The sequence below is a fragment of the Terriglobia bacterium genome, from assembly GCA_020072645.1.
Classification (GTDB): domain Bacteria; phylum Acidobacteriota; class Terriglobia; order Terriglobales; family Acidobacteriaceae; genus Angelobacter.
Map to the genome: position 1 here is coordinate 460,576 of JAIQGK010000001.1, position 23,615 is coordinate 484,190.

Consider the following 23,615-nt stretch of genomic DNA (forward strand, 5'->3'; position numbering starts at 1 on the left):
AAGCGATTAAAAGGGCACGCCTTAACTGTGCCCCTTCGGCCAGCTGAGGGACTATCGGCTCACTCCGGCACTTTAGCCTGGTGAAAGGGCCATCCAGTTCACGAAGTAGTTCTCGCCGGCATTGCCGGAAACTATCTCGAAGTAGTTCCGCGTTACCTTCACGACAGTTTCAATATAGCGGACCCCATTCGGTTGTTTGTCCCACCATGGTGAGACGATCACCACAGGCGGGGTTTTAAAGGGCGAACTGAAATATATCCTCACTTGGTATTGTCCCTTGTTAACCGATCCGGTTTCCAGGACGCCATTCGCTCCGCTGACACGCCCTCGGTCCGCTGCGGCGTACTGCACGTAGTAGCCGCTCGGCGCCATATTCGCGCTGGAGATGCTCATCTCGCTTGCCGCGGCCGAGATTTGCGTTTCGACGTACCCTACCGATCCCGACCAGGTTGGAGTAAGGATAGCTACTGGATCCGGGCTGGAAAGCGTGTTTGAAAAATCGATGTCTTCCTGAGTGCTTGTCTTGGCAACGGCCCCTTCGGTGAAAGCCAGCGTGCCGTACTGGGTGGTATCGGAATCGATGGCGACTACGTTGACGTAATAGTTTTCCGGTGCGAAATTGTCTGAAACAACCTTACAGCCCGTCTTCGATATGCTTCCTTGAACCACCGTTTCGATGTATCTAACCTGGCTCGTCTGATGCAGCCAGACCGGCGTGACAAGAACGACTGGATTGGATTTGGTGGGCGAAGTGAATTTTACTTCCAGCGGGTCCGCATTGCTGGTTTTTTTAAGCTGTTGATAAACGATTGCCATAATGAAGTCCTTTCTTGTTTGGAGGCGACACTGCTGCCGTGCCGGGGACACTTGGATAGGCAGTTTTGATTTTCAGCTTGGCCGGAGTGACTAGAGCCGAAACCTTACAGCTTCGTCATAGCTCTGTCAAGATTTTTGCCGACTATTTCATAGGAAAGATAGCTTTGTCCCGATTAGTTCCAAAATGGGAACAACGGATGATTAGCTAATATGAACTAATTTATTAGAAAGGGCCTAGACAATATTTAGAAAATGATTGCTGCATTGTTGAACATGCGCGTCTTTGATTGCTATCCGCGCATAATAAGCTCTGCCGCGCCTCCGCGTATGTAAAACGAGCTCGGGCTTACAGCAACCCCAGATGATCCGGATACTTGGCCTGCAGCGAGCTCACCAGCAGCTCAAATTCAGGGAGTCCGTGCAGATTTTTTAAACAGTGGTCTTTCAGGAAGAAAGGCCAGCATGCGAAACCAGTGCTGATGCTGCGTTCCAGCCATTCAAAAGCCAGCTGGCGTTTCCCGGCCAGGGCAAGAATACATGCGATCTGGTAGTAAGTGTGGTGCGCGTGACCAAATGATTTTGGACTGGCGCAGGCGTGGATCATGCAGTTGAGCGCCACTTCATGTTTTCCCATCAAGGCAAAGAAGACGCCTTGCAGGCTCACGACGATCGGATCTTCCGGCAACAGTTCCAGCGCTTCATTCAGCAGCTCCTCCGCCTCTGGCCATTGCCCGGTCATCATCGCCGGGTAAGGAGCAAAATAGATGGCGTACTTGTTGCCGGGGCTTTCCTCACGCCATGCCTGAATCGCTTCCCGCGCCGCATCATATTCCTGGTTCCAGATGTAGACCTGAACAATGCTGGGACTCACTGACTTCCTGGGATGAAATTGGCTCCCCCTCTCATACATGGCGCGCGCGTGGTCCAGCAGCCCGATGTGCGCCAGAATGGTTGCAAGCCGGTTGTAAGCATGTGGCAGATTGTTCTGCAGGGCCAGGGCGCGCTTGAGCTCAGTGATCGCTTCCAGATGTTGGAAATTTTTAGATGGTCCCCACAGCAGAAACGCGCGGGCCACATGTCCTTCAGGCAGTTCAGGATCGATCTCAAGCGCGCGGCGGCAATGGAACTCAGCTTTTTCCAGCCACATGCTTGCCGGGTCGTATTCAAAATGGCGCGTAGTGCAAGCCAGCGCAAGTGTGGCATGCGCCAAAGCAAACCCAGGATCGCGCGTTACGGCGTTCGTCAGGTATTGAATAGACTTCTCCATCGTAGCCGGATCGCCGGTGGCGCTGAGCCTGTAGCCGCGCATGAATTCAGCGTAAGCCAGCGGGTCGCGGCTGTATCGCGGACGCTGCTGTACCAGCGCAGGCCCCAGCGGCCGGTTCAATGCGCCTGCGATCTGTCTTGCGATATCGCTTTCAATCTCGGACAAGCGACTCATGTCGAGTTCACATTTTCTGGTAAGGCAGGCGGCTTGCAAATGCGCGTCAAACATTTCCAGTGAGAGATGCCATTGGTTCTTGGAAGATTGAATAGCGCCATGGACAACGAATCGGATGCCGAGTCGCGCGGCAATTCCTGAAGCAGATGCGTCAAAAGGCAAGTCCAGAACGGCGGAGGTCGGCAGTACGTCCACATCGCGAAGATTTCCCAGACGCGTGACCAGGGCGTCGGCAAATCCCAGGCACAAGCCCTGATCGTCCATTGCTTTTCCCAAAAGTACCAGCGGCAACACGACCAGAGACGAGTGTCCGCTGCGATCAACGGTCTCCATGCTGTCCATACGGGCTGCGCCGATGCTGGAGCTGGAGCCCAAAAATTGCGCGTCAATCACTCGCACAGGGCCGATGAATCGGTAGCCTTTGCCGACTACAGTTTCAAGAAAGCGCGGCTTGGCGGAATCGTCACCCAAGGCCGTGCGGATTTTGCGAATGATGTTGTTGAGGTTCCGCTCGGTGTCAATAAAAAGGCTGGAGCGCCAAAGCTTTTTGACGATCTCTTCGCGTGAAACCATCTGGTCGCGCCGGGTCACCAGAAAGATCAGCAGCTCCATGGGCTTGGTTTCAAGCTTTATGCGGCGTCCAGAGCGCCTGAGCTCATAGCGGCCAAGATCGAGTTCCACTTCACCAACGGCCTTCTTTGTGGCCTGCATTTTGCGGCTCCGTTCCAAGCATTATGCGCCAAATCAGAGACTTACGGCGATACATAAAAGATATATTCGCGTTATCCCCTCCTCATTGAAAGGCCCCTGTTCTCCAGCGATCATCGACGTGAAAGATCGGCATTAACGATGAATAGCGAATGAGGGAGAGAAGGCAAAAAATGAAACGAAATATATGCATTGCAATTGCGTTGGTGGCACTGGTTGGCTGGGCGGGCCAGCACTTTATGGTTGCCGCCGCTTCAGGCACGCATGGAAACGCTTTTACGCCGGACACGATTCAATGGGGGCCGCCGCCGCCGTTCGTCGCTCCGGGCGCGCAGTTTGCCGTGATCGAGGGAGACCCGACGGCCGCCGGCGGCAACTACACGGTCCGCCTGAAAATGCCCGCGGGATACCGGATCGCGCCGCATTGGCATCCGCTGCGGGAAAATGTCACGGTGATTTCGGGGACATTCAAAGTCGGTATGGGCGACACGTTTGACACGAACAAAATGGGCGCGTTCCCAGCCGGCAGTTTTGCCTATCTTGATCCTGACATGCATCACTACGCAATGGCTGCCAGCGACGTGGTGGTGCAGATTCACGGCACCGCGCCGGTGCAGTTCAACTACATCAATCCGCAGGACGATCCGAGCAAGAGCAAGTAACATTTCGCCGCTGATTGCGCTGATGGGCGCGGATCGGAAAAAGAGTAGCCGCGAATTTCGCGAATCAACACGAATCAACACCTGAAATGGGATTCGCGTGTTTCGCATTCATTCGCGGCTGTACTCTTTTTTTCTGGGGCGTTCATCAGCGTCAGGCCGCGAGTCGGATCTCCCAAAGAGAATCACGCGCAAGGCAGGAAGATACTAAACACAGTCCCGCTGTGACCCGCCCGGGTACTGCTGCGGACGCGCAGCACGCCATCGTGGTTCTGCACAGTATTCTTGACCAGTGAGAGTCCAATGCCATTGCCCGCAGCGCCTTTGGTGGTGAAGAATGGGTCCCAAATGCTGGACAGATTTTTTGCGGCAATTCCGCTTCCGGTGTCGGCAAAGGTGAGCCGCAATCCTCGCCTCTGATCTTTCCACTCGTGGGACGGCGCGAGTCTGGCGTAGATCTTTCCGCCGTCCGGCATGGCATCGGCGGCATTCAGTACAAGGTTGACGCACATTTGCCGTAACTGATGAGGGTGGGCCGAAAGATGTCCGCCATCGCGGTAGCGCGTACTAACAGAAATATCCTGCGAGTCCAAACGCGATTTATAAAAATTGAGCACGGATTGCACTAACTCTGAAACATTTGTGTTCTCGGCGTCCGTGTCCCGGAACTCCATGGCCGCATGCAAAATCTGCGAAATTCGCCGCGCTTCTTCGCTGGCCACCGCCAGGTATCTGCGGTTGTTTTCACTAAGAGCTTGATCGGTTTGCATGAGTTGAAGCGAACTAAGAAGGGCTTGCAAGGGATTATTAATCTCGTGGGCAAGAGAGGCTAGGATTCCGTTCTGGTTGTCCGATGGCGGAGGATGGGTGCTCCCCGGCACCTGGCTGGTGCTGAAAGCGTCTACCGGGGATCGAACTGACCTTTCGCTCACTGACGTTTCCCCCATGGTACGGTCCCTTGCTGAGTTCGATACCAGACATAAAGCGGCAGTTGCCCCAAAAGCGTATGATTAAGGTGACATCTTCGTACGCACAGGCTGTGGAGCTTCTGCGCATTGAGGTGCAGGTCTTTTGACCTCGCGACCCAGCGCAAAGGAGGCTCTTATGCCCACCGCGACCCCGTCTCGTAATCACTACAAAAATGGAATCCTGGCATCATTGCCGAAAGCCGAGATCGCGCGCCTTGAGCCTCATCTTTCCCCCTTAACTCTAGAGACAGGGACGACCCTGCTCGGTCCGGATGAACACATCACGCACGCCTATTTTCTGGAATCCGGACTGGCCTCAGTGGTAGTTGCCATGGCCGATGGAAATACGGTAGAAACGGGAATTACCGGAAACGAAGGCGTGGTCGGGTTCCCAGTCATATTGGGCACAAAGAGCATGCCGACCCGGACTTTTATTCAGATCGCCGGCGTCGGCTATCGCATACCAGCGCAGCGTCTGTTTGAAGCCTATGAGAAGCCGGGAATGCTGCGCAAACAAATCAACCGGTATTTCCAGGCCCATTTGGCGCAGACCGCGCAGACCGCCGCCTGCAATCGACTGCATGACATACAGGAGCGGCTGGCACGGTGGCTGCTCATTTGCCATGACCGCATGGAATCTGACACCTTTCACCTCACCCATGAATTCCTGGGACACATGCTAGGTACTCCGCGCACCACCGTGACCCTGGCGGCCGGCCTGCTCCATAAAGCTAAGTTGGTGGACTACTCGCGCGGAAAGGTGCGGATATGCGACCGCCGGGGGCTTGAGAGAGCTGCCTGCGAATGCTACAAGACCATCCGCGACGAGTTTGAGCGGCTGGGAATATCTTCCAATAACGTCTGACGTCAGACAGACGAGGGCTGCTGCTGGGACTATCGTTGAATCCTATATTTCTTCGAAGGTTCGCCTATGCCGCATACGTTAGTTCTGGCTGTTGGCCGCGATTCAGTGTTATTGGAAACGCGAAGCCAGGTGCTGCAGGCTGCCGGCTACACGGTAATTCCGGAACGCTCCTTGAAAAAAGCGGTGGCCAGATTCCGTGAGGGAGATTTTGACCTTGTTCTCTTGTGCCACTCCATTCCCGCCCAAGACCGGGAACGCCTGACTCTATTGCTTCGGGAACACACTTCCCGCACTCCCCATTGTTTCTGTCGCGTCCAGTTTGAGCGCACTCGATTCATTCGCCGACGCAACACTCGGAAATGATCCAAAGGAACTTCTGGGCGGTCTTCGCGAGCTGTTAGTCAAAAAGACAGCGACGTTGATAGACGGCAGGCGCTCGGCCTGATTTATAGAGCTGTTAAAGATTTTTTTGGCCCCCAGATGTTTTGACAAAAAAAAGCAAATCTCACCACGGATGAACACGGATTACAAATTCAAAATGGTCCTATTGAACTTTTTTGATCCGTGTAAATCAGTGTGATCAGTGTTATCTATGGTGAGGTTTAGAGTTTTTCGTGCAAAGCCGCCCCAAGACACTATTGGCCCGAACTTTCCTTTGCCTGCTTCAGTCCAATCTCAAGCAGTTTCTTCGCCGCATCCTCATCAAAGCTTTCAACCGCCACTACCGCATTGCCAGTCTGCTGGATGAAGATTGGTCCATCGGAGCTGGTGTATTTGTCCAGACCGGCGACGTTTCCTTTATCAGTAACATGCCGGAGCGACTCATAGCGTTTAGGCAGAGCTGCTGCGTACGTTTTTGCGAACTCCTGCGCTGCCTCTTCTGTTGCCCACTTTGAGATGTAATAGAGGCCGATGTGCGCGGAAGAGTTGCGGTCCGGCGGTTTTGCTCCCTTGCGGCCCGCGGCGTAATAGGCCCCGCCACGCCACTCCGGGCTTAGGCGTTTGTCGAGCGCTGCATCTGCATAGATGCGGAGCAGCATGCTCACATCGAGCTGGCCAACCGCACCCGCGTCATAGGGCTCGTAATCTTTTTTTAGAAAACCCAGATCCGGCAGCAGCAGCGGTGGCACGCGATGTCCGGCGAGATATTCCTTGGGTTCCATGATCTCGCGTGTGGTCTGGGGCATGCGGCCCAGCACGCCGGTATAAGCGAGCTGTTTGCCGCCGGCCACCAGCAGGTCCTTGATGAACTGCATGCCCTGGCGATAAGGAAACGCCAGCTCTTCCTGCAGCAGCAATGGCGCACTGTCAAAAACCGGGCTGCCGCGGCTTTTATCCATGGAAGACTGCATCAGGTCGACAACCTGCGGCGTCTTTTCCACGCTCCCGCCCTGCGGAGCCAGCACGTAATCCAGCAGCACGATCATGGCCTGCCCTTCCAGCACGGCGCTGCGGCAGGTTGAATCCTCGTCATTGCGGACCAATTCATCCAGGTTATCAAGCCCGTGCTTCTCGACCTCTTCATCGTGCTTGCTCATTTTTTCCAGGTTAAAGCTCTGGTCCTGCAGCGCGTGTGTGAGCTCATGGGCCATCACCGGACGCTGCATTTCCGGCTCATTCCAGTCCAGCAGGTTCATGGTGCGCGTCTTTTCGTCGTAGTAACCGGCCACCTGCTCCGTGAGCAGCTTGATGAGAAAACTGTGCAGGTCAAAGGTGCGCGGCAGCAAGCCAAACTTTTTTTCCACCAGCTCAGAGCGCTCAAAGCGGATGCGGTCAGCATCGTCCTTGAACTTGTCACTGACGTACTTTTCCACCTGCGGACGGCTTACAATCGTCCGCTTGACCTTTTTCTTGATCGGCAGGCCTGTATCTTTGCTGGCGAAGTGCAGAATCTCATCGACTGACCGGAACAGCTCTTTCGCTTCCGCCGGAGTTATCTGGTGGATTGTTTCGACCGGCTCGACTTCAACGCGGTTGGGCGAAGGCGTGCCGGAAGGCTGCGAGGGCGGGGCTGCTGGTGTTGCAGCAGGCGTGGGCGAAGCAGCCGCGGGTGCGGAAGGTTGCTGTTGCGGCGCAGCGGTTGGCGTAGATGAGGGCGCCGGATTCTGTGCGAACCCGAACGACAGGCAGAAAAGCAGCGTGGCCAATAACCACGCAAGCGAAAGCTTTCTCATTTGGATATCAAGTAACGAGCGGCTCCGTCCTTAATGGTAACAATAAAACAGCATCGCGCACTTCAAGTGAACATGGGAGCAAAGAAAAATCTTTGAAACACGGAGGAAAGGAGGAACCGGAGGAATCCCCGATTCCATGCGGACTTAACTTCCTCGTTTTCCTCTGTTCCTCTGTGTTTCAAAAGGTGGTCCTCGATGGGCGGGCAAAAAGGCGACCTTCTTTTCCGAAGATCGCCCATGGTTAGCTTAAGTACTACTCAAGCGCCGGTTCGGCCGCGCGAATGTACTCGATCACTGAATCGGACCAGCCATCGATGTGCACCCACTTGCCATAGCCCACGCCGTTCTGGAAGCTGGCTACGTTGATCACATAACCACGCGCCTTCGGGTTCGGGACAGCGTCGTGCGACTGCTCGTCAGTGATCACGATCAAGCGGTCGTACTTCTCGTCGATCTCACCCAGAGCGCGGCCCAGGTATGTTCCGCCGTGAAGCTGGCTGGCGTTCAAGGCGTCGCGCAGGGCAAATCCCTGGCGCGGCGGAATACGAACCAGCTTGTCAGAGAAGGTATAGATGCTTACCTGCTCCGCGATTTCGCGCAGCAACACCGCAAGCCCATAGGCCGCGTCATTACGGCGCATTTCCGCACGGCGGGAGAGCGGCGCGTCCATCGATCCGGAGACATCAACCAGCAGCACGGTCTTACCCGGCAACTTCGGCTGACCGTCGAGAGAGCGCAGCATCGCCTTCTCCAGCTCCGGCTCCCACTGCGGCGCATAACGCGCAGCAGCGATAAAGCGGAACGGCAGCACGCGCTCAGTCTTCATGCGGTAGAGACCGGTGCGGACCAACTCTTCGTCCACCTTGGCTTCCGCCATGTTGCGCAGGTTCCGCAACAGGGCCAGCGCGCCCAGCTTGTTCTCCGCGAGCAAACGCTCCCATGCCTCGCGCTTATCGGCGCCAGCGGAGAGAGCCACCTCCCAGGTATCGGGCGAGGCCAGCTCACCGGCGACAAGGCGCTTCCACAGCTCAGCCTGCGCAGCATCCACCGGCTTGGCGTGGCAGAGAAAGAGCACGTCACGCAGCTTGACCGGAGAAGCGCGGTCATACTTGGCCAGCGCGTACTCGTCAAACTTGGTGAAAGCCGCGGCCAGCCCCTTCTTGACCTGTGCGGAAAGAGGCTGCTTGCCGTCACTCCAGTAGAGCGCCACAAACTCAGAAAGTTCGTCGGCACGCTGGATCACGCGCAGCAATGTCTCCGCGACGAGTTGGCGGTGTGTTGCCAGACGCGCCATCTCACGCACCAGTAAGAGCGGCGCGTGACGCAGCTTCATCTTCTCGCGGGCTTCAACGGCCAGAGCGGCAACCTTCTCTGCGGCGACCTTGGGCACCAGTTCGCGGATGCGCCCGGCGATCGCGACGCCATCCTCATAAAACTGGCTCTCCCATAGCATGCACGCCAGAACAGACCGGCGCAGCTCCTGCTCAGCAGAGATGTGCTTTGCCGGTGCGCCCTCGTGTGTCTGCTTGGACTTCGCCGTCATCCAAGGCATTCCGCTCAGGTTGAGTACGTTCATGCGGGCCATTGTTTTTCTCCTTATTACTTCAGCGTTGCGATGCCTCACCGCAACGGGCGCAAGGGGCGCAACGGAAAATTATTTGGTTTCTGAAGCAGCCGGAATTTCTTCCGGCTTTGCCTCGTCCTGCTGATCTCGCGAATCCGTTTCTTCGGGCAAGGTAACGAATCCGGCGACACTGCCTGCGCTCTTGCTCCTGATTTGCCAGGCAATCTCTTTCATATTGTCGAAATCAGGCAGACGGCGATCTTCATAGTCAGTGCACTGCATGACCTTGAACGGAATACGTATGGGATCATACATGCCCGTGCAGATGACGATGCGTTCGCTTTCGGCGTAGCCCTGGATAATTCGCGCATGAGTGCATGTGTCACAGCGCGATTCATTGCCAATGGGCGTTCCGCCGTAAACCTTTCTTAGGCTCATATTCTCATTTCTAAGCGGCGTTCGCCGCGGGGCTTCGGTTCTGTCGCTTCGCTCCAGACCGCTTGAGCGTTTCGACCAAATGCATGCCTTCGTGCTCCTGTTGCATGCGGCTCGGCGCGCGAGTCGGCCTCGCCGCCAGATAGAGTTATCACGACGTAGCAGGCTGCGTCTCTACAGGAAATTTCTTCGCCGGGGAACAAAAGCGATGACAGGGTCTTATTCCTGGCGTCCTTTCTTAGACGACACCGCAAAAGCGGCGGCAGGGATCGATACCTGCATCTCCAGGTTGGTGAAGTAGCTCTCATCTTCACCACCGACGAAAAAGGTCTTGCCGGGGAACCAGCGACCGGGTATGGCGCTCTGCCACTGAGCTACGCGCGTCACTTACGAACAGCGACGGCGGCGGGATTCGAACCCGCGACCTCCCGATTAACAGTCGAAGTAACCCATGTCTTCACCACCGGCAAGGCTTCATTTGTGTCGCTGCGCTCCAAACCGCTACGCAGCGATTTCGACAACTAAGATCCTCTTGCGCCCGTTGCAGGCGGCTCGGCGCGCGAGTCGGCCTCGCTGCAAAAGTAAGCGTCCAGGTAGCAGCTAACGCTGGAAACAAGATTCCAAACGGGGAACAATCGACCCGGGTGTAGTGGTCCGTCGTTCTAGTTTGAAACTACGGCACTCGAGATGCCGGCGGGATTTGGCCGCATTCACCATTGCGCCAACTTGCGCGCAATGGCTGGCCGGGCCCGCACCTACGGACAGGCGATGTAACCCTTGTCTTCACCACCGATGAAATCTGTTCCAACGTCTAAACTGCTGTTATGGGAGCAGGGTGTTAACAGATCCCGCTCCCGTCCTTGGTGAACCTCTTCAGGCTTCTCCTCCGTCGCTGCGCTCCAAACCGCTATGCAGCCATCTCGACAATGACTTGATCTTTGCATTTACCGCATGCGGCTCGGCACGCAAGCCGGTCTCCCACCCCACCACGCGAAAAGCCGCGTGTCGAGGACCCCGGCCTCGCTGCTTATGAAATCAAATCAAGTCGGAGATTCATCTGGGGGAATAAGCAGCCGCGGTATTGGTCACTTATCAAATGAAGTAACCGCGACCTTCGCCACCCAGTGGGTTCAAAGCCGTTGTATGAATACAAAGGTTAAGCTTGCAGGCTCAATAGCTTGCAGCATTGCTCAAGTTTGGGTCGGTTTGCGTAGGACTGACGCGCCTGAGGTTAGCTGGAAAAATATTCAAACGCCCACAGGCTACCAGGACCTATGACCAGGTCTGTCAGCCTCCGCACCGGATTGTAGATAGTGCATTTCATTGGGCGTTACTCCTACGCATAGACAAGATAGCAAACTATAGCTTGCGCGTGAATACAGAAAACACGGAATTGCAGAAAATAATTTGTGAAATGAAAAAAATTGCGGGTGAATGGCTGAAAGTTTAGTTCCTGTGTGGCTCGATGAACGGCTTCACAGGCGACAAACTACTTCAGCTTTAACTTCTTCTTCACGATCTTGTGCAACTCGGCGGTGCGGCGTTCTTTGTAATAAGAGTCGGCATTTGCGATTTCGAGCTCATGCAGTTTCTGGCCACGTCCCGCGATGGGCGTGCAGATGGGAGTTTTAGGATCGGAAGGCTGGAGCTGCTGCGGGATAAAGGTTCCCACTAGTTTGCCTCGAGAGCTGATTATGTGAACTTTCATAGGTATAGCCAATCTTTTCTTTTATAACCAATCCTGGAGATTCAGATTATGAGCAACATGCTGCGTGCCGGGATTGTGGATATCAACTGTATAGAAATTCTTGGAGTCACCGGTTGCACCAAGGCCCTGGTTCTGGGCCTGCAGCACAACCACGCCCAGAACATCGTCAATAATGTTGGGAGCGGCGGTCACAATGCCGACGTCCTGTCCGGTACCGTAACTGATGCTCCACGAAACAGTTTGTCCACCGGCCAAGCTGAACAATGGTCCTACCGAGCGATGATGCGCCATTGGAAACCCTCTCGCCCGGAATAGTGCGCCAGCCCGGTAAAACGTATCAAAAAAAATTGCAGACTGGCGCTCCTGGCGATTACCAACTGTAATGCGCGGTATAGGTCACCACTTTTTCTCCATCGGGTGGCACCTTCACGCGAAACTCGACGGTCTTGCTGTCCAGCTTGTTGAATGGGTCTGAAGTCTTTTGGATGTCCCAGTTCGTCCAGCGGTACAGGTGCTCGACCACGCGAATTTCCATGGGCTCTTTCTTATGGTTGCGCAGCTTGATCTCAAAGCTTTCATCCAGCGTGCGTGCATGGCGGTCAATATTGAACCCGGTGCGTTTGCGCTCGCCTACGGCATCAAATACGTTGCCGGTGTAGAGACGGATAGTCTCGTCGCTGGGCGTGTGGTCGATCAGGTTTTCGCCGGTAAATTCAAGCTGGCCGTCCGTGTCGCGACGGTAGAAACGCACGCGGCCCTTGGGCAGCGGCATGCCGAGATGGTTTTCCTTGCTGTTCTTGAATTCCACCATCGACCAGATCTTGCTGTTCGACTGGATCCCGAAGTTTTCCATGTCGCGGATCTGCTCCATCTGATAGCCACGGTAGTTCTGGTCCAGCTTGAGGCCGTCATAGACATACAGCCGTTGTGATGGGACGCCGGATGCGCGCACGAATTCCACCTGCTTGGTTTCACGGTCGTAGAGAGTTGAAGGACGTTCAAGCGTGTAGAGGTGGTACTCGTCAAAGTTGCGCTCGGTGACGGCAGGTGCGAAAGAATCGGCTTTCGCTGCGAGACCGAATGATTCGGAAACTGGCCCGCCCATGACTACCGGCTGAAGCTTGTTTACGTCCCCGGCCATCAGCTTGATGTGAGCGTTGGAAAAGGTCTTGCCGGTCTGGTTGTCCAGCGTGACCCAGCCGACGATATCGAGCAGATTGCCGCTGACGGGCGCGACCACGTTGTAGTCGGCGTGCCAGCTCATGCCGCCGGTCACATAGCTGAATTCCGCATTGGTGCTGCCGGGACGGTCGCTCTGCAACAGCCAAGAGAGCGTGGGTTTCAAAATCGTGTCATTGCTCAGCGCGGGAAAGATAGGCTGCCCGGGAAGGCCGAACTGCAATTTGCCATCGATTTCAATGATCGGCTCGCCGTTGCCGGCGGCCACGTAAGCCTGTTGTGCCTGGTAATACTGCTGATCGTATGCGCTGTATGCCTGGTAGTGCGGCGTGTAGCCGCTGCGGATGATCTTTCCCGGCACGAGCCTGCGGTTGCCGTCTTTATCCGGCACAAGGAACTCAATGGTCTTGCCTTCATATAGGGCCAGCAGGCGGCCCTGCGAAGCCACGTCACTGCGATAGTTTTGCTCCAGAATGCGCAGATCGCGGCCGCTTTTCAGGTCGCGCAGGATGACCGAATCCGGCTCCAGATGAGCGGTGATGTCGGTAATTTCAAACTGGTTGGCGCCGCTTTTCAAGTCCAGCGGCAAAGTTTGCCGCACTACGGCAAACGATTGGTTATAGATGGTGAGAGCGGCAGAGTCATCGTTAGATTGGTTTGAAGTTTTTTGGGTCAGGCCGGTAGCAGCGCTGGCCAGCAAAAGTAGAAAAGTAAGAAATACCCGCATAGGTGCACGTCCTTTATAGGTGAAGCATGGGCGGCCGAATCGGGGGAGAGGGAAAAGAGATTCTATGCCAAACAGATGAACGAGGGACCGGAGGTTTCTTGCACGGGAAAAACGTGGGTAATGAAGAGGACCTAAAGGTAGTTAGTTTGATCGTGTTCCGAAAGAGTTGGGAAAAATAGAATCCCCAGAGAGCTTCGTTGCAACAGGGGTCCCTCCCCTTCGACAAGAGATCCTTCGCTCTGCTCAGGATTTCGCCTGCAGGCTCCCGCTTTGCTCACGCCTGCAAGAACGGCTCAAGCTCAGGGTCGGGATAGAGCATTAGCAATCCACTCCGCCGCCTCTTTCGTCCCCAGGCTCCCCCCGATATCAGACGTCGTCTTTTTCTGCTGAACCGCAGCGAGCACGGCTTTGTTGATTCGATCGGATTCTTTGGCGAAGCCCAGATGATCCAGCATCATGGCCGCCGTGGAGATAGCGCCGATGGGGTTGGCGATGTTCTTGCCCGCGAAGGGCGGCGCGGAGCCGTGCACCGGCTCAAACATTGAGGTCTTGCCGGGATGGATATTTCCGCTGGCGGCCATGCCCAGTCCGCCCTGCAGGGCCGCGGCCAGGTCGGTAATGATGTCGCCAAACATATTGTTGGTTACGATTACGTCAAATTGTTTGGGATCGCGCGCCATGTGCATGCAAAGGGCGTCCACATACATGTGTTGCGTCTGGATCTCCGGGTACTCAGCAGCGACGATCTTGAAAACGCGCTGCCACAGGCCGCCGGCAAAGGTCATGACGTTGGACTTGTCTGACATCAGGACTTTTTTGCGGCCCTGCTTGCGGGCCAGATCAAAGGCAAATCGGATTACGCGCTCCACGCCCTTGCGGGTGTTGAAATCTTCCTGCGTGGCAATCTCGTCGGGAGTACCTTGCTTGAGCACTCCGCCGGCGTCCACATAGGGGCCTTCAGTGTTTTCGCGAATCACAACAAAATCCACGTGCTCAGGCTTCACGCCCTTAAGTGGACAGAGCGCTTCATCGAGAAGCTTAACCGGACGCACGTTGGCGTAGAGGTCCATCTTGAAGCGCATGCCCAGCAGGATTTCTTTGGCATGGATATTGGTAGGCACGCGCGGATCGCCGAGGGCACCGACAAAGATCGCATCGAAATCGCGCGCCAGCATGGTGAAGCCGTCAGCGGGGATGGTGGTGCCGTCTTTCAGGTAGCGGTCAGCCGACCAATCAAAGGTAGTGAATTCGACTGCCGCGCCTGTTGCTTCAACGACCTTCAGGGCTGCGGGAATAACTTCTTTGCCAATGCCATCTCCGGGGACAACGGCGATTCTTTTCATTTTGTCGCTACGCTCCAAACCGCTTACGCATCCTTTTCCGGGCAACGATGGCTCTGCCCTGACGCAACGAGCTCGGCGCGCGAGCCGGCCTCGCTCTTATGATTCATGTTCTTTAGTGACGAACTTTTTTGTAACAACAATGAAATATATCAAAAGCGCTTCATCAACCTCGGCAAACTTCGGCAGGAGTCAGGAAAAGAACGCCGCTGCATCATGTGGCGGCTTTCAATGAATGAATCGGCAAGACCCGGGCCGCAGTCCTTTACCTCATCCGCCAAGGGTGGCGACGATCAAAGATTACGCGCGATGTTGGCGGCAAAGTTCGACTGCAACAGGACAAGAAGATTGTCTGGATTCTGGGCTATGAGAACGCCAATGCGGTGCAACGCTCGCTGCGCTTCTTTGCTCAGAAGCGCAGGAATCAAGACTTAAAGGAAGCGCGAGCCGCGGCGTGATGCTCCGCTCCAGCATATAGCTGCTGATGGACATCCTTGCGCGTGCGATCATTTTGGCGGTCGTTATGATCGGATCGCGCGGACCCAAGTCCGAAAATCACCAACAGCAGAACGGATGTGACCAGCCATAAAAGGGCCACTCCAAAAACAAGCCTATTGAGCCGCGCGGTATGCTGCAGCCTGATTTTTTTTTCTCTTTGTAATCTCATGTCTATTTCTATAGATGCCCATAGGCACGAGTTCGTTACTGCTGCCGGATAGAAAAAGAGAAATTAATTATTCTTTTTGGCAGCAGCGGAATTCTTTTGTTCGTCACAAAAATTACGAAAAAAAAACACGCAGAAATTGCAGCGATTCTAAAGCGGTTTTGCACTGGCTGTATTCCGACGTGCTTTGCACTGGGGCTAAAGCCCGAATTTTATAGTCCTTTACGAGGCACTGAAGGGCCGCTCTTCCACCGATCGACTACAGCATTCAAGATATGGATTTCAAGGTGGTGTGTCCCACAGGCTTCAGCGCCGGACGCCGGCGGTTATTGCGCTTGCAACGCAGGCATAAATGTCCAGCTCCACCCTCACTGGATCCAGCTCTCTGGAAGTGCTTTAGCACAAAAATATTTGCAAAGAATGCTGGGCAATGTCAGGGCCGAGCGTTAGCAACTCTTTTTATGGTGTCACCGTGACGCTCAGAGCAGACGAATGACTGACGCCGGAAGTAGCCGTTACGGTGACGCTTGAAAAGCCCGGAGGCGTGCCTGTCTTAGGATTTGGTTGTGGGCTGCCTCCGCCACAACTGGCAACCAGAAGAGCCAGCGCAATGATCCCAAAAACGGCTGAAAAATGCCTGGCCTTTTTGCCGCGGTTGTTTCTTCCTACCACGAAAAATCCAAACACAATTCCAAGCGCCCAGGCAGTGGACGTCCAGCGATGCAAGCCAGCAATTGGGACAGCAAGGGAACTTGCAGCGGTGGTATTGAGGGTAAGAGTGGTGGAAACCGGCGAGCCGTTAGGTGTAACGCTGGCGGGTGAGAAAGTACAGCTGGATGCAGCCGGAAGGCCGCTGCAGGCGAACGTTACCGGCGAATTCATGCCATTGACCGGGCTGATGGTAATGGTAAACGTGGCGCTCTGGCCCGCTTTGATGGTTGCACCGGCGGGCGAAGCGTCCATAGAGAAATCTCCATTCGGATTGCCCACGACCAGAGTTGTGGTTCCGGTGCTGGGGGCCAGGACTGCGTCACCAGGATATTCAGCGGTAATAGTGTATGTGCCCTGAAATTGCGGTGTGAACAATACGGGATTCGGCGGGTTCTGCGGCGCCGTGGTCAGGAACGCGCCATTCACCCGATAAATGAACTTTGAAGGAGGATTGCTGACTCCAACCACTGTTGCGTTCAGCGAAAAGACTTGACTGGCGGCGGGAAATAAGCTGGCCGTCAGGTGAACAGAACTGGCTGTCCGCACCGCAGTAAGAGAACGTACGTCTTCAACCAAAGTGAGAGAGGTGGCAGGAGGAAATGATGCGTCTCCGCCGTACGTGGCCGTGATGTTGTGAAGACCCGCGGTGGGAAAGACAACCTGTGAAAGAGCGTCAACTGGCAGCCGCGCGATTGTTCCCAGCAGAGGAGAGGAGCCCAGGACATCTCCATCGGCCTTGAATACAACGCTGCCTCCGGGAGAACTGGTTGAGGGAGCGCTGGGCGTGACATCGGCAATGAATGTAACTGGATTCAACTGCCTGGCTGGCGTAACGGATGTGGTCAGCGTAATGTTGGGAACGGCCCCGGCCGGCGGGCCAGGATTTACGGCCACGGCTATCGGTGAAAGGGATGCGCTCGGCGCAAAGAGAGTGTTGGTGGAAGGATCAAGCACTCCGGCAAAGCTGGCGTTCACATTGTGCAAGCCGGCTGCAAAGGTAAAGTCGAGCGCTGCATTGCCATAAATATTCACCGTGGCAGTTCCCAGTGTTGTGGAGCCTTCAGTGAACGTAACCGTGCCAACACCGTTCGGGCTTCCGGCATTCAGCGAGCTAACATTGGCAATGAGCGTGACCGGCGCGGCTGTGCTGGCCGTGGCTGCGGAAGCGCTGATCTGCGTCTGGCTGGCGGTAGCAATGCTGACGGGAGTAGTTCCAGGATTGAGAAAGACAGAAACATTCGCCAGGTTCAGCGGATCTTGCAGCACCAGGTCAGGGAAGCCGTCACCGTTTAGATCAGCTATGGCGAGAATACCAAAGGCCGAATTTGAGATGGTAATGGGGTCACCAAACCCGCCATGTCCGTTGCCGGGATAGTAGCGGATCCCGGGGGCCAGCACCTCTGCCTGCACAAAATCCGTAGTACCGTTATGGTCAAAATCCACCGGGATTCCATCCGCCAGCTTGATGCTGTTGATCCTGAGCTGCGTATAGAGTGAGCCGCCCTGGCCGTCTCCAAAGAAGGTAATAAACTGGCTGGGATAGTCAGGGATGGAATCGCCGTTCAGGTCCGGGGATAACGTACAATTCTGGCCGTTCTCAAGTTTCCCTGTGATAAACCCAGCGGGCATATTGTTCAGAGCAACGTAGCAGACAGATCCGCCAGACCTGACGTTGCCCCCAACGGCAAACAGGTCAGGTTTGCCATCCAGATTTGCGTCAGTGACATAAAGGTGCCCGAAGGTCGCGCCTTCCAGGCCAATCGTAAACAGGCGGGGCGGCAGAAAGCCCCCATGTCCATCTCCAAAAAGGATGGCAATAGATTCTCCTGAGGCGAAAGCGATGTCTGGAAAACCGTCACCATTGAGGTCAGCTACAGCAACAGGCGCCTGGTCAATCTCAATGCTGCCAAGAGCTATGGGTGTTGCGGCTGAAAAATTGCCGGCGCCGTCACCGAAAAGAGTTTCGAATGTCAAACCCGGAGCCGAAATCTCGCTAACAAGAATGTCCAGGTGGCCATCGTTGTTGAAGTCGGCCAGAGCCACTGTAAACACCGGGTGGCTCACGGGAAGAAAGTGCGTTGCCGTGAGCGTACCAGCGCCATCATTGATGAGAACTGTGACGGTGTTCGGGCTTATGTTTCCTGCCACGACATCGAGCTTGCCGTCGCCATTGAGATCGCCGACTGCAGCCGCTTGGGCGGAAGCTAGACAATGAAAGCAAAAAAAGAAGAATAAAACGGAGAGAAGAAACCGGATACGCATAAAAAATCCACCTACTCTGGGTCGGGTGATTCATTTTAACGCAGCGAAGTAGGTTCGTGTGCGCAAAATATCAGGAATCTATAGGAACCAACAATCCAAGCTAGTTCATTGGCTTAGACTGGGTATGCGCGTGTTACCAAAGTCCAAAGCTACCTTCCAGCAGCCATCTATCTTTCGCCAGACGGTGGTATACATTCCGCGCGAGATTGTGGAACCGTTTCTAGCTTCATACTGACCATAGGTATAGCCAAGCGTGCCATCCTTGGAAGCTTCAGCATGGTTCGGCGACCATGTGAGGGTGAAATCTCTATCGGCAAACACAGGCTGGTAAAAAGCGCGCAATGCATTCTTGCCGGTGACGGTCTGGCCATCGTGAATGATGGAAGCGTCATCGGCAAAGAAATCCATCCAGCCATCCAGGCGGCGGGCGGTGTGTCTGGCGAAGTTGAGATCGGCATCACGAAGTTCTTGTTCCCATATCGAGGCCTGTGCGGCGGGTGATAAGGGACGTGAAGTGGGTTTCTGTGCGGCGCCCATCGTGGCTGCCAGTGAGAGTACAAATAAAAAAATAAAAAAACGGGGCATTTTCAACCTTCGGCATCGAAAGTGCCGCCAGTGAATTGGACCGCTACGACGGCCTCCTGATTCTACGACCAATTGCCGTAGGACCAAAGTCTTCAAGATTGCGTACTCAGATAGGGACCTCTCGCTTCGCTTCGAGATTGGTTAAAGTCTTCTTTTCCACCAATATCCACAGCTCTGCACCAATCTTCGGCATTGCTCTCTGTCGCGACGGTAGGTAGATTCGCAATACCAGTTGTAAGCCGCTTTTGATCAGAGTTTTCACCAGCCAACAATTCCACAGGATTACCGTCGCGTAGCCGACGGGCGAGATTTGCTTGTGGATAAATTCCCACGTGTACCAAGGGAGAAACCACCCCGAAATCGGTCATTTTCCGGTAAAGGATGGGAAACAAACTACTTGAGTCATGTGGCGGCGTTTGGGCGACTAAGGTACAATAGATTGTATAAGACTCTTGACACGCACAATATACAGGCGTAAGTTTCCAACACTACGGTTGTTCTGGCCGGACCCGCGGCAAGTCAGGAACGGGTCACAGACAGCCTGAAGACTACCCGGCGTCAGAGGTGCCGCCGGAAACAATAATCGCGGTGAACTTCATATTTGTGTGTGCGCATCACCGGGCCCGACCGGTGCTGCTTAACCGTGCTTTGGGGGAAGAGACGTATGGAGATGAACTGGTCACGTTGGTTCCATTGCGAATCGAGCTTTGGCTTGCTGCTGGTTCCGAGCCAGCCCGGAGTATTTGCTCTGGCGGAAGAAATTGTGCAGGCGGTGGGAGAGCAATCGCGCCGGATGCTGGCAGTGTTTGAGGTGGCTGAAGCTGAAGACCTTTCACGCGCCATGAGCCGGCTGTTTGCTACGGGCAGTCCGTGGCGGGAAAAAATGTCGCAGGCCAAGATTTATGTGCGTTATGCCATCGCGCCCAGTATTGCTGATCGACGCGCGGCGGCAACGGCGCTCAAGAACTGGCTGAGCGCGCAGCGGGAAGTAGCGTCCCAGGTCTTTGAATCAAGGACGCCTGCGGCAGCGGAACAAAAGACATTTGAAAAATCGCCGACAACAGCGGAGCGTGGCGGAGCCCTTGAATTGAAGACCGTGGCGGAGCGCGCGGTCGATCGCGTGACCCACGGCATCAAGCTGGGCAAAGCAGTTTCAGCAGGATCCTAGAGACAAACAGCGGAAACCGGAAAGCGAGCGGCAGGCTCGCGCCATGCGGCATGCACCATCGAGGACGGCATTTTCGAGGACATCAGGCGAATCGGAGAAAAACAAAGATGGCTGAGATCAACGTAAAGATCATGAAGGAAAACACAAAAGTACAAACACAGCAGCCAACATCCGGACAAGCGGCCCCCGGACTGAAGTTTCCGCGCTATTTTACGCGCACCGGCGTTTCTCCCTATGACGAAGTGGAGTGGGAGCTGCGCACGGCCAGCATTACTGACGCCAAGGGCAACAGCATTTTTGAGCAGCGTGATGTGGAGTCGCCCAAAGACTGGTCGATGACCGCCATCAACATTGTGGCCAGTAAATATCTTCACGGTACGCTGGGCACGCCGCAGCGCGAAACCGGCGTGCGTCAGCTGATTCAGCGCGTGGCAGAGAGCATCCGCGACTGGGGCTGGCAGCAGGGCTACTTTGCCAGCGCGGAAGACCGCGACACGTTCCATGACGAGCTGGTGCACATTCTTGTGCAGCAGAAAGCGGCGTTCAATTCGCCGGTGTGGTTCAACGTGGGCTGTGACCGGCTGGAGCCGCTCAGTGACGCGCAGAACTGGCACTGGAACCGCGAGCAGGGAACTGTGGAATTTACGACGACCGGCTACAAAGCGCCGCAGTGCTCGGCGTGTTTCATCAACTCGGTGAAGGATTCGCTCGACTCGATTCTCACGCTGGCCAAGACGGAAGGTATGCTGTTCAAGTGGGGCAGCGGCACGGGAACAAATCTTTCCGCGCTGCGCGGCTCGACGGAAGAGCTTTCCGGCGGCGGATCGGCCTCTGGGCCGCTCAGCTTTATGAAAGGCTTTGACGCATTTGCCGGCGTGATCAAATCCGGCGGCAAGACGCGTCGCGCGGCCAAGATGGTGATCTTGAACGTTGATCATCCTGATATTGAAAGCTTCATTGACTGCAAGATGGCCGAAGAGAAAAAAGCGTGGGCGCTGATCGAGATGGGCTATGACGGTTCGTCGCCCGACTCCGACGCTTACAGCTCCATCTTCTTCCAGAACGCCAACAACTCCGTTCGCGTAACGGATGAATTCATGTCCGCCGTTGAGCGTGATGGCGATTTTTCCACCCGCGCCGTAAAAGGCAAGCAAGTGATGAAGACCTACAAGGCGCGCCAGCTGATGAACAAGATTGCTGAAGCCACTTGGTGGTGCGGCGATCCGGGCATGCAGTACGACACGACGATCAACAAGTGGCATACGTCGAAAAATACGGACCGCATCAACGCCAGCAATCCTTGCAGTGAATACATGTTCCTGGACGATTCGGCCTGCAACCTGGCTTCGCTCAACCTGATGAAGTTTCTCAAGTCGAATGGCGAGTTTGATGTGCCTGCGTATCGCCACGCAGTGGATGTGATGATCACGGCGCAGGAAATTCTTGTCGACAACGCCGGCTATCCAACGGAAGCGATTGCGCGCAACTCGCATGATTATCGTCCTCTCGGGTTGGGATATGCCAATCTGGGCGCGCTGCTCATGGCCAGCGGCCTGCCGTATGATTCCGACGCCGGCCGCGACTACGCCGCTTGCGTTACCGCAATCATGTGCGGTGAAGCGTACTTGCAGTCGGCGCGCATTGCCGGACAGTGTCCGCAGCTTGGGGCGGCCAGTTCGCGCGTCTCTCCGCAGGACGTTACTGGCGGCGCGTGCCCGGGCTGGTATATCAATCGCGAGCCGTTCCTCAACGTGATCCGCATGCATCGGGCATCGGTGAACAAGATCAACAAAGAAAACGTTCCTGCCGCGGTACTCGAAGGCAGCAAGCAGTGCTGGGACGAAGCTCTGGCCCTGGGCGAGCGCAACGGATATCGCAACGCGCAGGTCACGGTGCTGGCGCCCACGGGGACTATCGGCTTCATGATGGACTGCGACACCACCGGCGTTGAGCCTGACCTGGCGCTGGTGAAATACAAAAAGCTTGTAGGCGGCGGCATGATCAAGATCGTGAACCAGACCGTGCCTTCCGCGCTGTGGAAGCTGGGCTACACGCCGGACCAGGTGAACTCCATCGTGAGCTACATTGATTCCACGGGGACCATTGAAGGCGCGCCGGGAATCAAGGACGAGCATCTCCCGGTCTTCGATTGCAGCTTTAAGCCTTCCAAGGGCACGCGCAGCATCCATTACATGGGCCACGTAATGATGATGGCGGCAACGCAGCCATTCATCAGCGGCGCAATTTCCAAGACGGTGAACCTGCCGGAGGCCGCGACGGTTGAAGACATCACCGAGGCCTATCTTCAATCCTGGAAACTGGGGCTGAAGGCGGTGGCCATCTATCGCGACGGATCCAAGAAAGCGCAGCCGCTGATGGCCGCCAGCTCACGCGACGAAGCCGCCAAGCGGGGCACGCGCGGAGAAAAAGACATCACCGCAACGCAGCGTCCGCTAAGCGGCGCGGAGCTGGAGTTCCAAAAGCTCTCGCCGGAGCAGCAGACCATGGCGCTGGCCGCGGTGCGTCCGCTCACCATGACCGAACAAGAGACGGCGCCGCCGCGCGCGGTGCGCCACCGGCTGCCGGGTGAGCGCGCATCCATCACGCATAAATTCGCGCTCGCGGGACACGAAGGCTACATCACCGTGGGCCTGTATAAAGACGGCACGCCGGGCGAGCTGTTCATCCGCATGGCCAAGGAAGGCTCCACCGTTTCCGGCCTGATGGACTCATTCGCCACTGCGATTTCGCTGGCGCTGCAACACGGCGTCCCCATGAAGCTGATGTGTGAAAAGTTCAGCCACACGCGCTTTGAGCCTTCAGGCTTCACCGGCAACCCGGAGATCCCCATCGCCAAGAGCATCATGGACTACATCTTCCGCTGGCTGGAACTCAAGTTCGTCACCGGCAGGCAATATCCGCTGTTTAAGGACATGGTGTTGCCGCCGATGGGAGCCGGAGCGCTTAGCCCTGAGCCATTAGCCATTAGCCAGCAGAGTGCATCTGAAACGGTTTCGCGGCCAGAAACGCTACCTCCCCAGGGAGGATTGGCTAAAGGCCAGGAGCTAACGGCTAAAGGCTCGCCCTCGATCGTAGATCGAGGGTTATACCACTCCGCCGACGCGCTGAAAGAGTTCGTCGATCTGGGCGACGCCCCAAGCTGCCACGTGTGCGGCGCGATCATGACCAGGAATGGGAGCTGCTACAGGTGCATGAGTTGTGGGAGTACGAGTGGGTGCAGTTAGTCTGTTCCTAGTTTGCCGATAACAAGCCCGGCGCAAGCTGGGCTTGTTCCTTCCTTTGTGTTTCTTCGTGACCTTTGTGGTTGAGCTTTGCACTGCCCTACCCCGGCCCCCTCAACTAGGATTCCAAAAGAGTTATCTGATCTCATCCCAAGGTCATCCCAGTCGGGCTTTTCCGATCACCTGATTCCCCGATCAACGGATCACCCGATCTCAGGGGGGTACCCCCTCCCCGGGTCATCCCAGATTGGCGTAGACTTGTGAGGTGCACCCCTGAGGTGAGACAGAAAATTTATCCCACAGATGTGATTGTGAATAGTGAACCCCTGATTTGAGACAGTCAACAGAGTCACAATGCACCCTCGTTGTTCTCCAGCAGGGGGTTGGGGTTCGGGGAAG

17 protein-coding genes and 1 tRNA gene are annotated in these 23,615 nt (G+C 55.6%); 4 read left to right on the forward strand and 14 right to left on the reverse strand.

The window, feature by feature from the left end:
* Positions 1-72: 72 nt before the first annotated feature.
* Positions 73-816 (reverse strand): H-type lectin domain-containing protein, encoded by a 744-nt coding sequence (locus tag LAO76_01985; GenBank protein MBZ5489686.1) that lies wholly within the window; start codon positions 814-816, stop codon positions 73-75.
* Positions 817-1,162: 346 nt separating this feature from the next.
* Positions 1,163-2,968, reverse strand: coding sequence for a winged helix-turn-helix domain-containing protein (locus tag LAO76_01990; GenBank protein ID MBZ5489687.1), 1,806 nt, complete (start codon positions 2,966-2,968; stop codon positions 1,163-1,165).
* A gap of 170 nt (positions 2,969-3,138) precedes the next feature.
* On the opposite strand from LAO76_01990, the gene LAO76_01995 reads away from it, so the two are divergent.
* Positions 3,139-3,627: a cupin domain-containing protein gene (locus LAO76_01995; GenBank protein MBZ5489688.1), complete on the forward strand. Its 489-nt coding sequence runs from the start codon at positions 3,139-3,141 to the stop codon at positions 3,625-3,627.
* A 182-nt stretch (positions 3,628-3,809) separates the two neighbouring features.
* Here the strand turns inward: LAO76_01995 and LAO76_02000 are convergent, their stop codons facing one another.
* Positions 3,810-4,556: a HAMP domain-containing histidine kinase gene (locus LAO76_02000; GenBank protein MBZ5489689.1), complete on the reverse strand. Its 747-nt coding sequence runs from the start codon at positions 4,554-4,556 to the stop codon at positions 3,810-3,812.
* A gap of 172 nt (positions 4,557-4,728) precedes the next feature.
* Between LAO76_02000 and LAO76_02005 the strand changes: the two genes are divergently transcribed.
* Positions 4,729-5,457, forward strand: coding sequence for a Crp/Fnr family transcriptional regulator (locus LAO76_02005; protein ID MBZ5489690.1), 729 nt, complete (start codon positions 4,729-4,731; stop codon positions 5,455-5,457).
* A 635-nt stretch (positions 5,458-6,092) separates the two neighbouring features.
* On the opposite strand, the gene LAO76_02010 is transcribed toward LAO76_02005, so the two are convergent.
* The 11 genes from LAO76_02010 to LAO76_02060 form a co-directional block, all read right to left on the reverse strand.
* Complete coding sequence (locus tag LAO76_02010; protein MBZ5489691.1) at positions 6,093-7,631, reverse strand: hypothetical protein; 1,539 nt, start codon at positions 7,629-7,631, stop codon at positions 6,093-6,095.
* Between the two features lie 253 nt (positions 7,632-7,884).
* The gene (locus LAO76_02015) at positions 7,885-9,216 is read right to left on the reverse strand and encodes a TROVE domain-containing protein (GenBank protein ID MBZ5489692.1); all 1,332 of its coding nucleotides are present in this window, start codon (positions 9,214-9,216) and stop codon (positions 7,885-7,887) included.
* A gap of 69 nt (positions 9,217-9,285) precedes the next feature.
* Positions 9,286-9,633 (reverse strand): hypothetical protein, encoded by a 348-nt coding sequence (locus tag LAO76_02020; protein ID MBZ5489693.1) that lies wholly within the window; start codon positions 9,631-9,633, stop codon positions 9,286-9,288.
* Between the two features lie 216 nt (positions 9,634-9,849).
* A complete protein-coding gene (locus tag LAO76_02025; protein ID MBZ5489694.1) occupies positions 9,850-10,017 on the reverse strand; it encodes a hypothetical protein in 168 nt (55 codons plus the stop codon).
* 10 nt (positions 10,018-10,027) lie between these two features.
* Positions 10,028-10,095, reverse strand: a tRNA-OTHER gene (locus LAO76_02030).
* A 1,024-nt stretch (positions 10,096-11,119) separates the two neighbouring features.
* The gene (locus LAO76_02035; GenBank protein MBZ5489695.1) at positions 11,120-11,338 is read right to left on the reverse strand and encodes a hypothetical protein; all 219 of its coding nucleotides are present in this window, start codon (positions 11,336-11,338) and stop codon (positions 11,120-11,122) included.
* A gap of 21 nt (positions 11,339-11,359) precedes the next feature.
* Positions 11,360-11,629 (reverse strand): hypothetical protein, encoded by a 270-nt coding sequence (locus LAO76_02040; GenBank protein MBZ5489696.1) that lies wholly within the window; start codon positions 11,627-11,629, stop codon positions 11,360-11,362.
* Positions 11,630-11,708: 79 nt separating this feature from the next.
* A complete protein-coding gene (locus LAO76_02045; protein MBZ5489697.1) occupies positions 11,709-13,244 on the reverse strand; it encodes a hypothetical protein in 1,536 nt (511 codons plus the stop codon).
* A 299-nt stretch (positions 13,245-13,543) separates the two neighbouring features.
* Positions 13,544-14,587 carry a 3-isopropylmalate dehydrogenase gene (locus LAO76_02050; protein MBZ5489698.1) on the reverse strand — a complete coding sequence of 348 codons (1,044 nt, stop codon included), beginning with the start codon at positions 14,585-14,587 and terminating at the stop codon, positions 13,544-13,546.
* 1,120 nt (positions 14,588-15,707) lie between these two features.
* Positions 15,708-18,221 carry an FG-GAP-like repeat-containing protein gene (locus LAO76_02055; GenBank protein MBZ5489699.1) on the reverse strand — a complete coding sequence of 838 codons (2,514 nt, stop codon included), beginning with the start codon at positions 18,219-18,221 and terminating at the stop codon, positions 15,708-15,710.
* Between the two features lie 105 nt (positions 18,222-18,326).
* A complete protein-coding gene (locus LAO76_02060) occupies positions 18,327-18,806 on the reverse strand; it encodes a nuclear transport factor 2 family protein (GenBank protein ID MBZ5489700.1) in 480 nt (159 codons plus the stop codon).
* Positions 18,807-19,476: 670 nt separating this feature from the next.
* Between LAO76_02060 and LAO76_02065 the strand changes: the two genes are divergently transcribed.
* A complete protein-coding gene (locus LAO76_02065) occupies positions 19,477-19,974 on the forward strand; it encodes a hypothetical protein (protein MBZ5489701.1) in 498 nt (165 codons plus the stop codon).
* Positions 19,975-20,105: 131 nt separating this feature from the next.
* Positions 20,106-23,219: a vitamin B12-dependent ribonucleotide reductase gene (locus tag LAO76_02070; GenBank protein ID MBZ5489702.1), complete on the forward strand. Its 3,114-nt coding sequence runs from the start codon at positions 20,106-20,108 to the stop codon at positions 23,217-23,219.
* Positions 23,220-23,615: the final 396 nt, after the last annotated feature.

Excerpts from the sequence above, each read along its gene's own strand:
- LAO76_02055 (MBZ5489699.1), bottom strand. The coding sequence starts at position 18,221 with ATGCGTATCCGGTTTCTTCTCTCCGTTTTATTCTTCTTTTTTTGCTTT.
- LAO76_02065 (MBZ5489701.1), top strand. The coding sequence starts at position 19,477 with ATGAACTGGTCACGTTGGTTCCATTGCGAATCGAGCTTTGGCTTGCTG.
- LAO76_01990 (MBZ5489687.1), bottom strand. The coding sequence starts at position 2,968 with ATGCAGGCCACAAAGAAGGCCGTTGGTGAAGTGGAACTCGATCTTGGC.
- LAO76_02050 (MBZ5489698.1), bottom strand. The coding sequence starts at position 14,587 with ATGAAAAGAATCGCCGTTGTCCCCGGAGATGGCATTGGCAAAGAAGTT.
- LAO76_02070 (MBZ5489702.1), top strand. The coding sequence starts at position 20,106 with ATGAAGGAAAACACAAAAGTACAAACACAGCAGCCAACATCCGGACAA.
- LAO76_02015 (MBZ5489692.1), bottom strand. The coding sequence starts at position 9,216 with ATGGCCCGCATGAACGTACTCAACCTGAGCGGAATGCCTTGGATGACG.
- LAO76_02045 (MBZ5489697.1), bottom strand. The coding sequence starts at position 13,244 with ATGCGGGTATTTCTTACTTTTCTACTTTTGCTGGCCAGCGCTGCTACC.
- LAO76_02035 (MBZ5489695.1), bottom strand. The coding sequence starts at position 11,338 with ATGAAAGTTCACATAATCAGCTCTCGAGGCAAACTAGTGGGAACCTTT.
- LAO76_02060 (MBZ5489700.1), bottom strand. The coding sequence starts at position 18,806 with ATGCCCCGTTTTTTTATTTTTTTATTTGTACTCTCACTGGCAGCCACG.
- LAO76_02040 (MBZ5489696.1), bottom strand. The coding sequence starts at position 11,629 with ATGGCGCATCATCGCTCGGTAGGACCATTGTTCAGCTTGGCCGGTGGA.
- LAO76_01995 (MBZ5489688.1), top strand. The coding sequence starts at position 3,139 with ATGAAACGAAATATATGCATTGCAATTGCGTTGGTGGCACTGGTTGGC.
- LAO76_02020 (MBZ5489693.1), bottom strand. The coding sequence starts at position 9,633 with ATGAGCCTAAGAAAGGTTTACGGCGGAACGCCCATTGGCAATGAATCG.
- LAO76_02005 (MBZ5489690.1), top strand. The coding sequence starts at position 4,729 with ATGCCCACCGCGACCCCGTCTCGTAATCACTACAAAAATGGAATCCTG.
- LAO76_01985 (MBZ5489686.1), bottom strand. The coding sequence starts at position 816 with ATGGCAATCGTTTATCAACAGCTTAAAAAAACCAGCAATGCGGACCCG.
- LAO76_02010 (MBZ5489691.1), bottom strand. The coding sequence starts at position 7,631 with ATGAGAAAGCTTTCGCTTGCGTGGTTATTGGCCACGCTGCTTTTCTGC.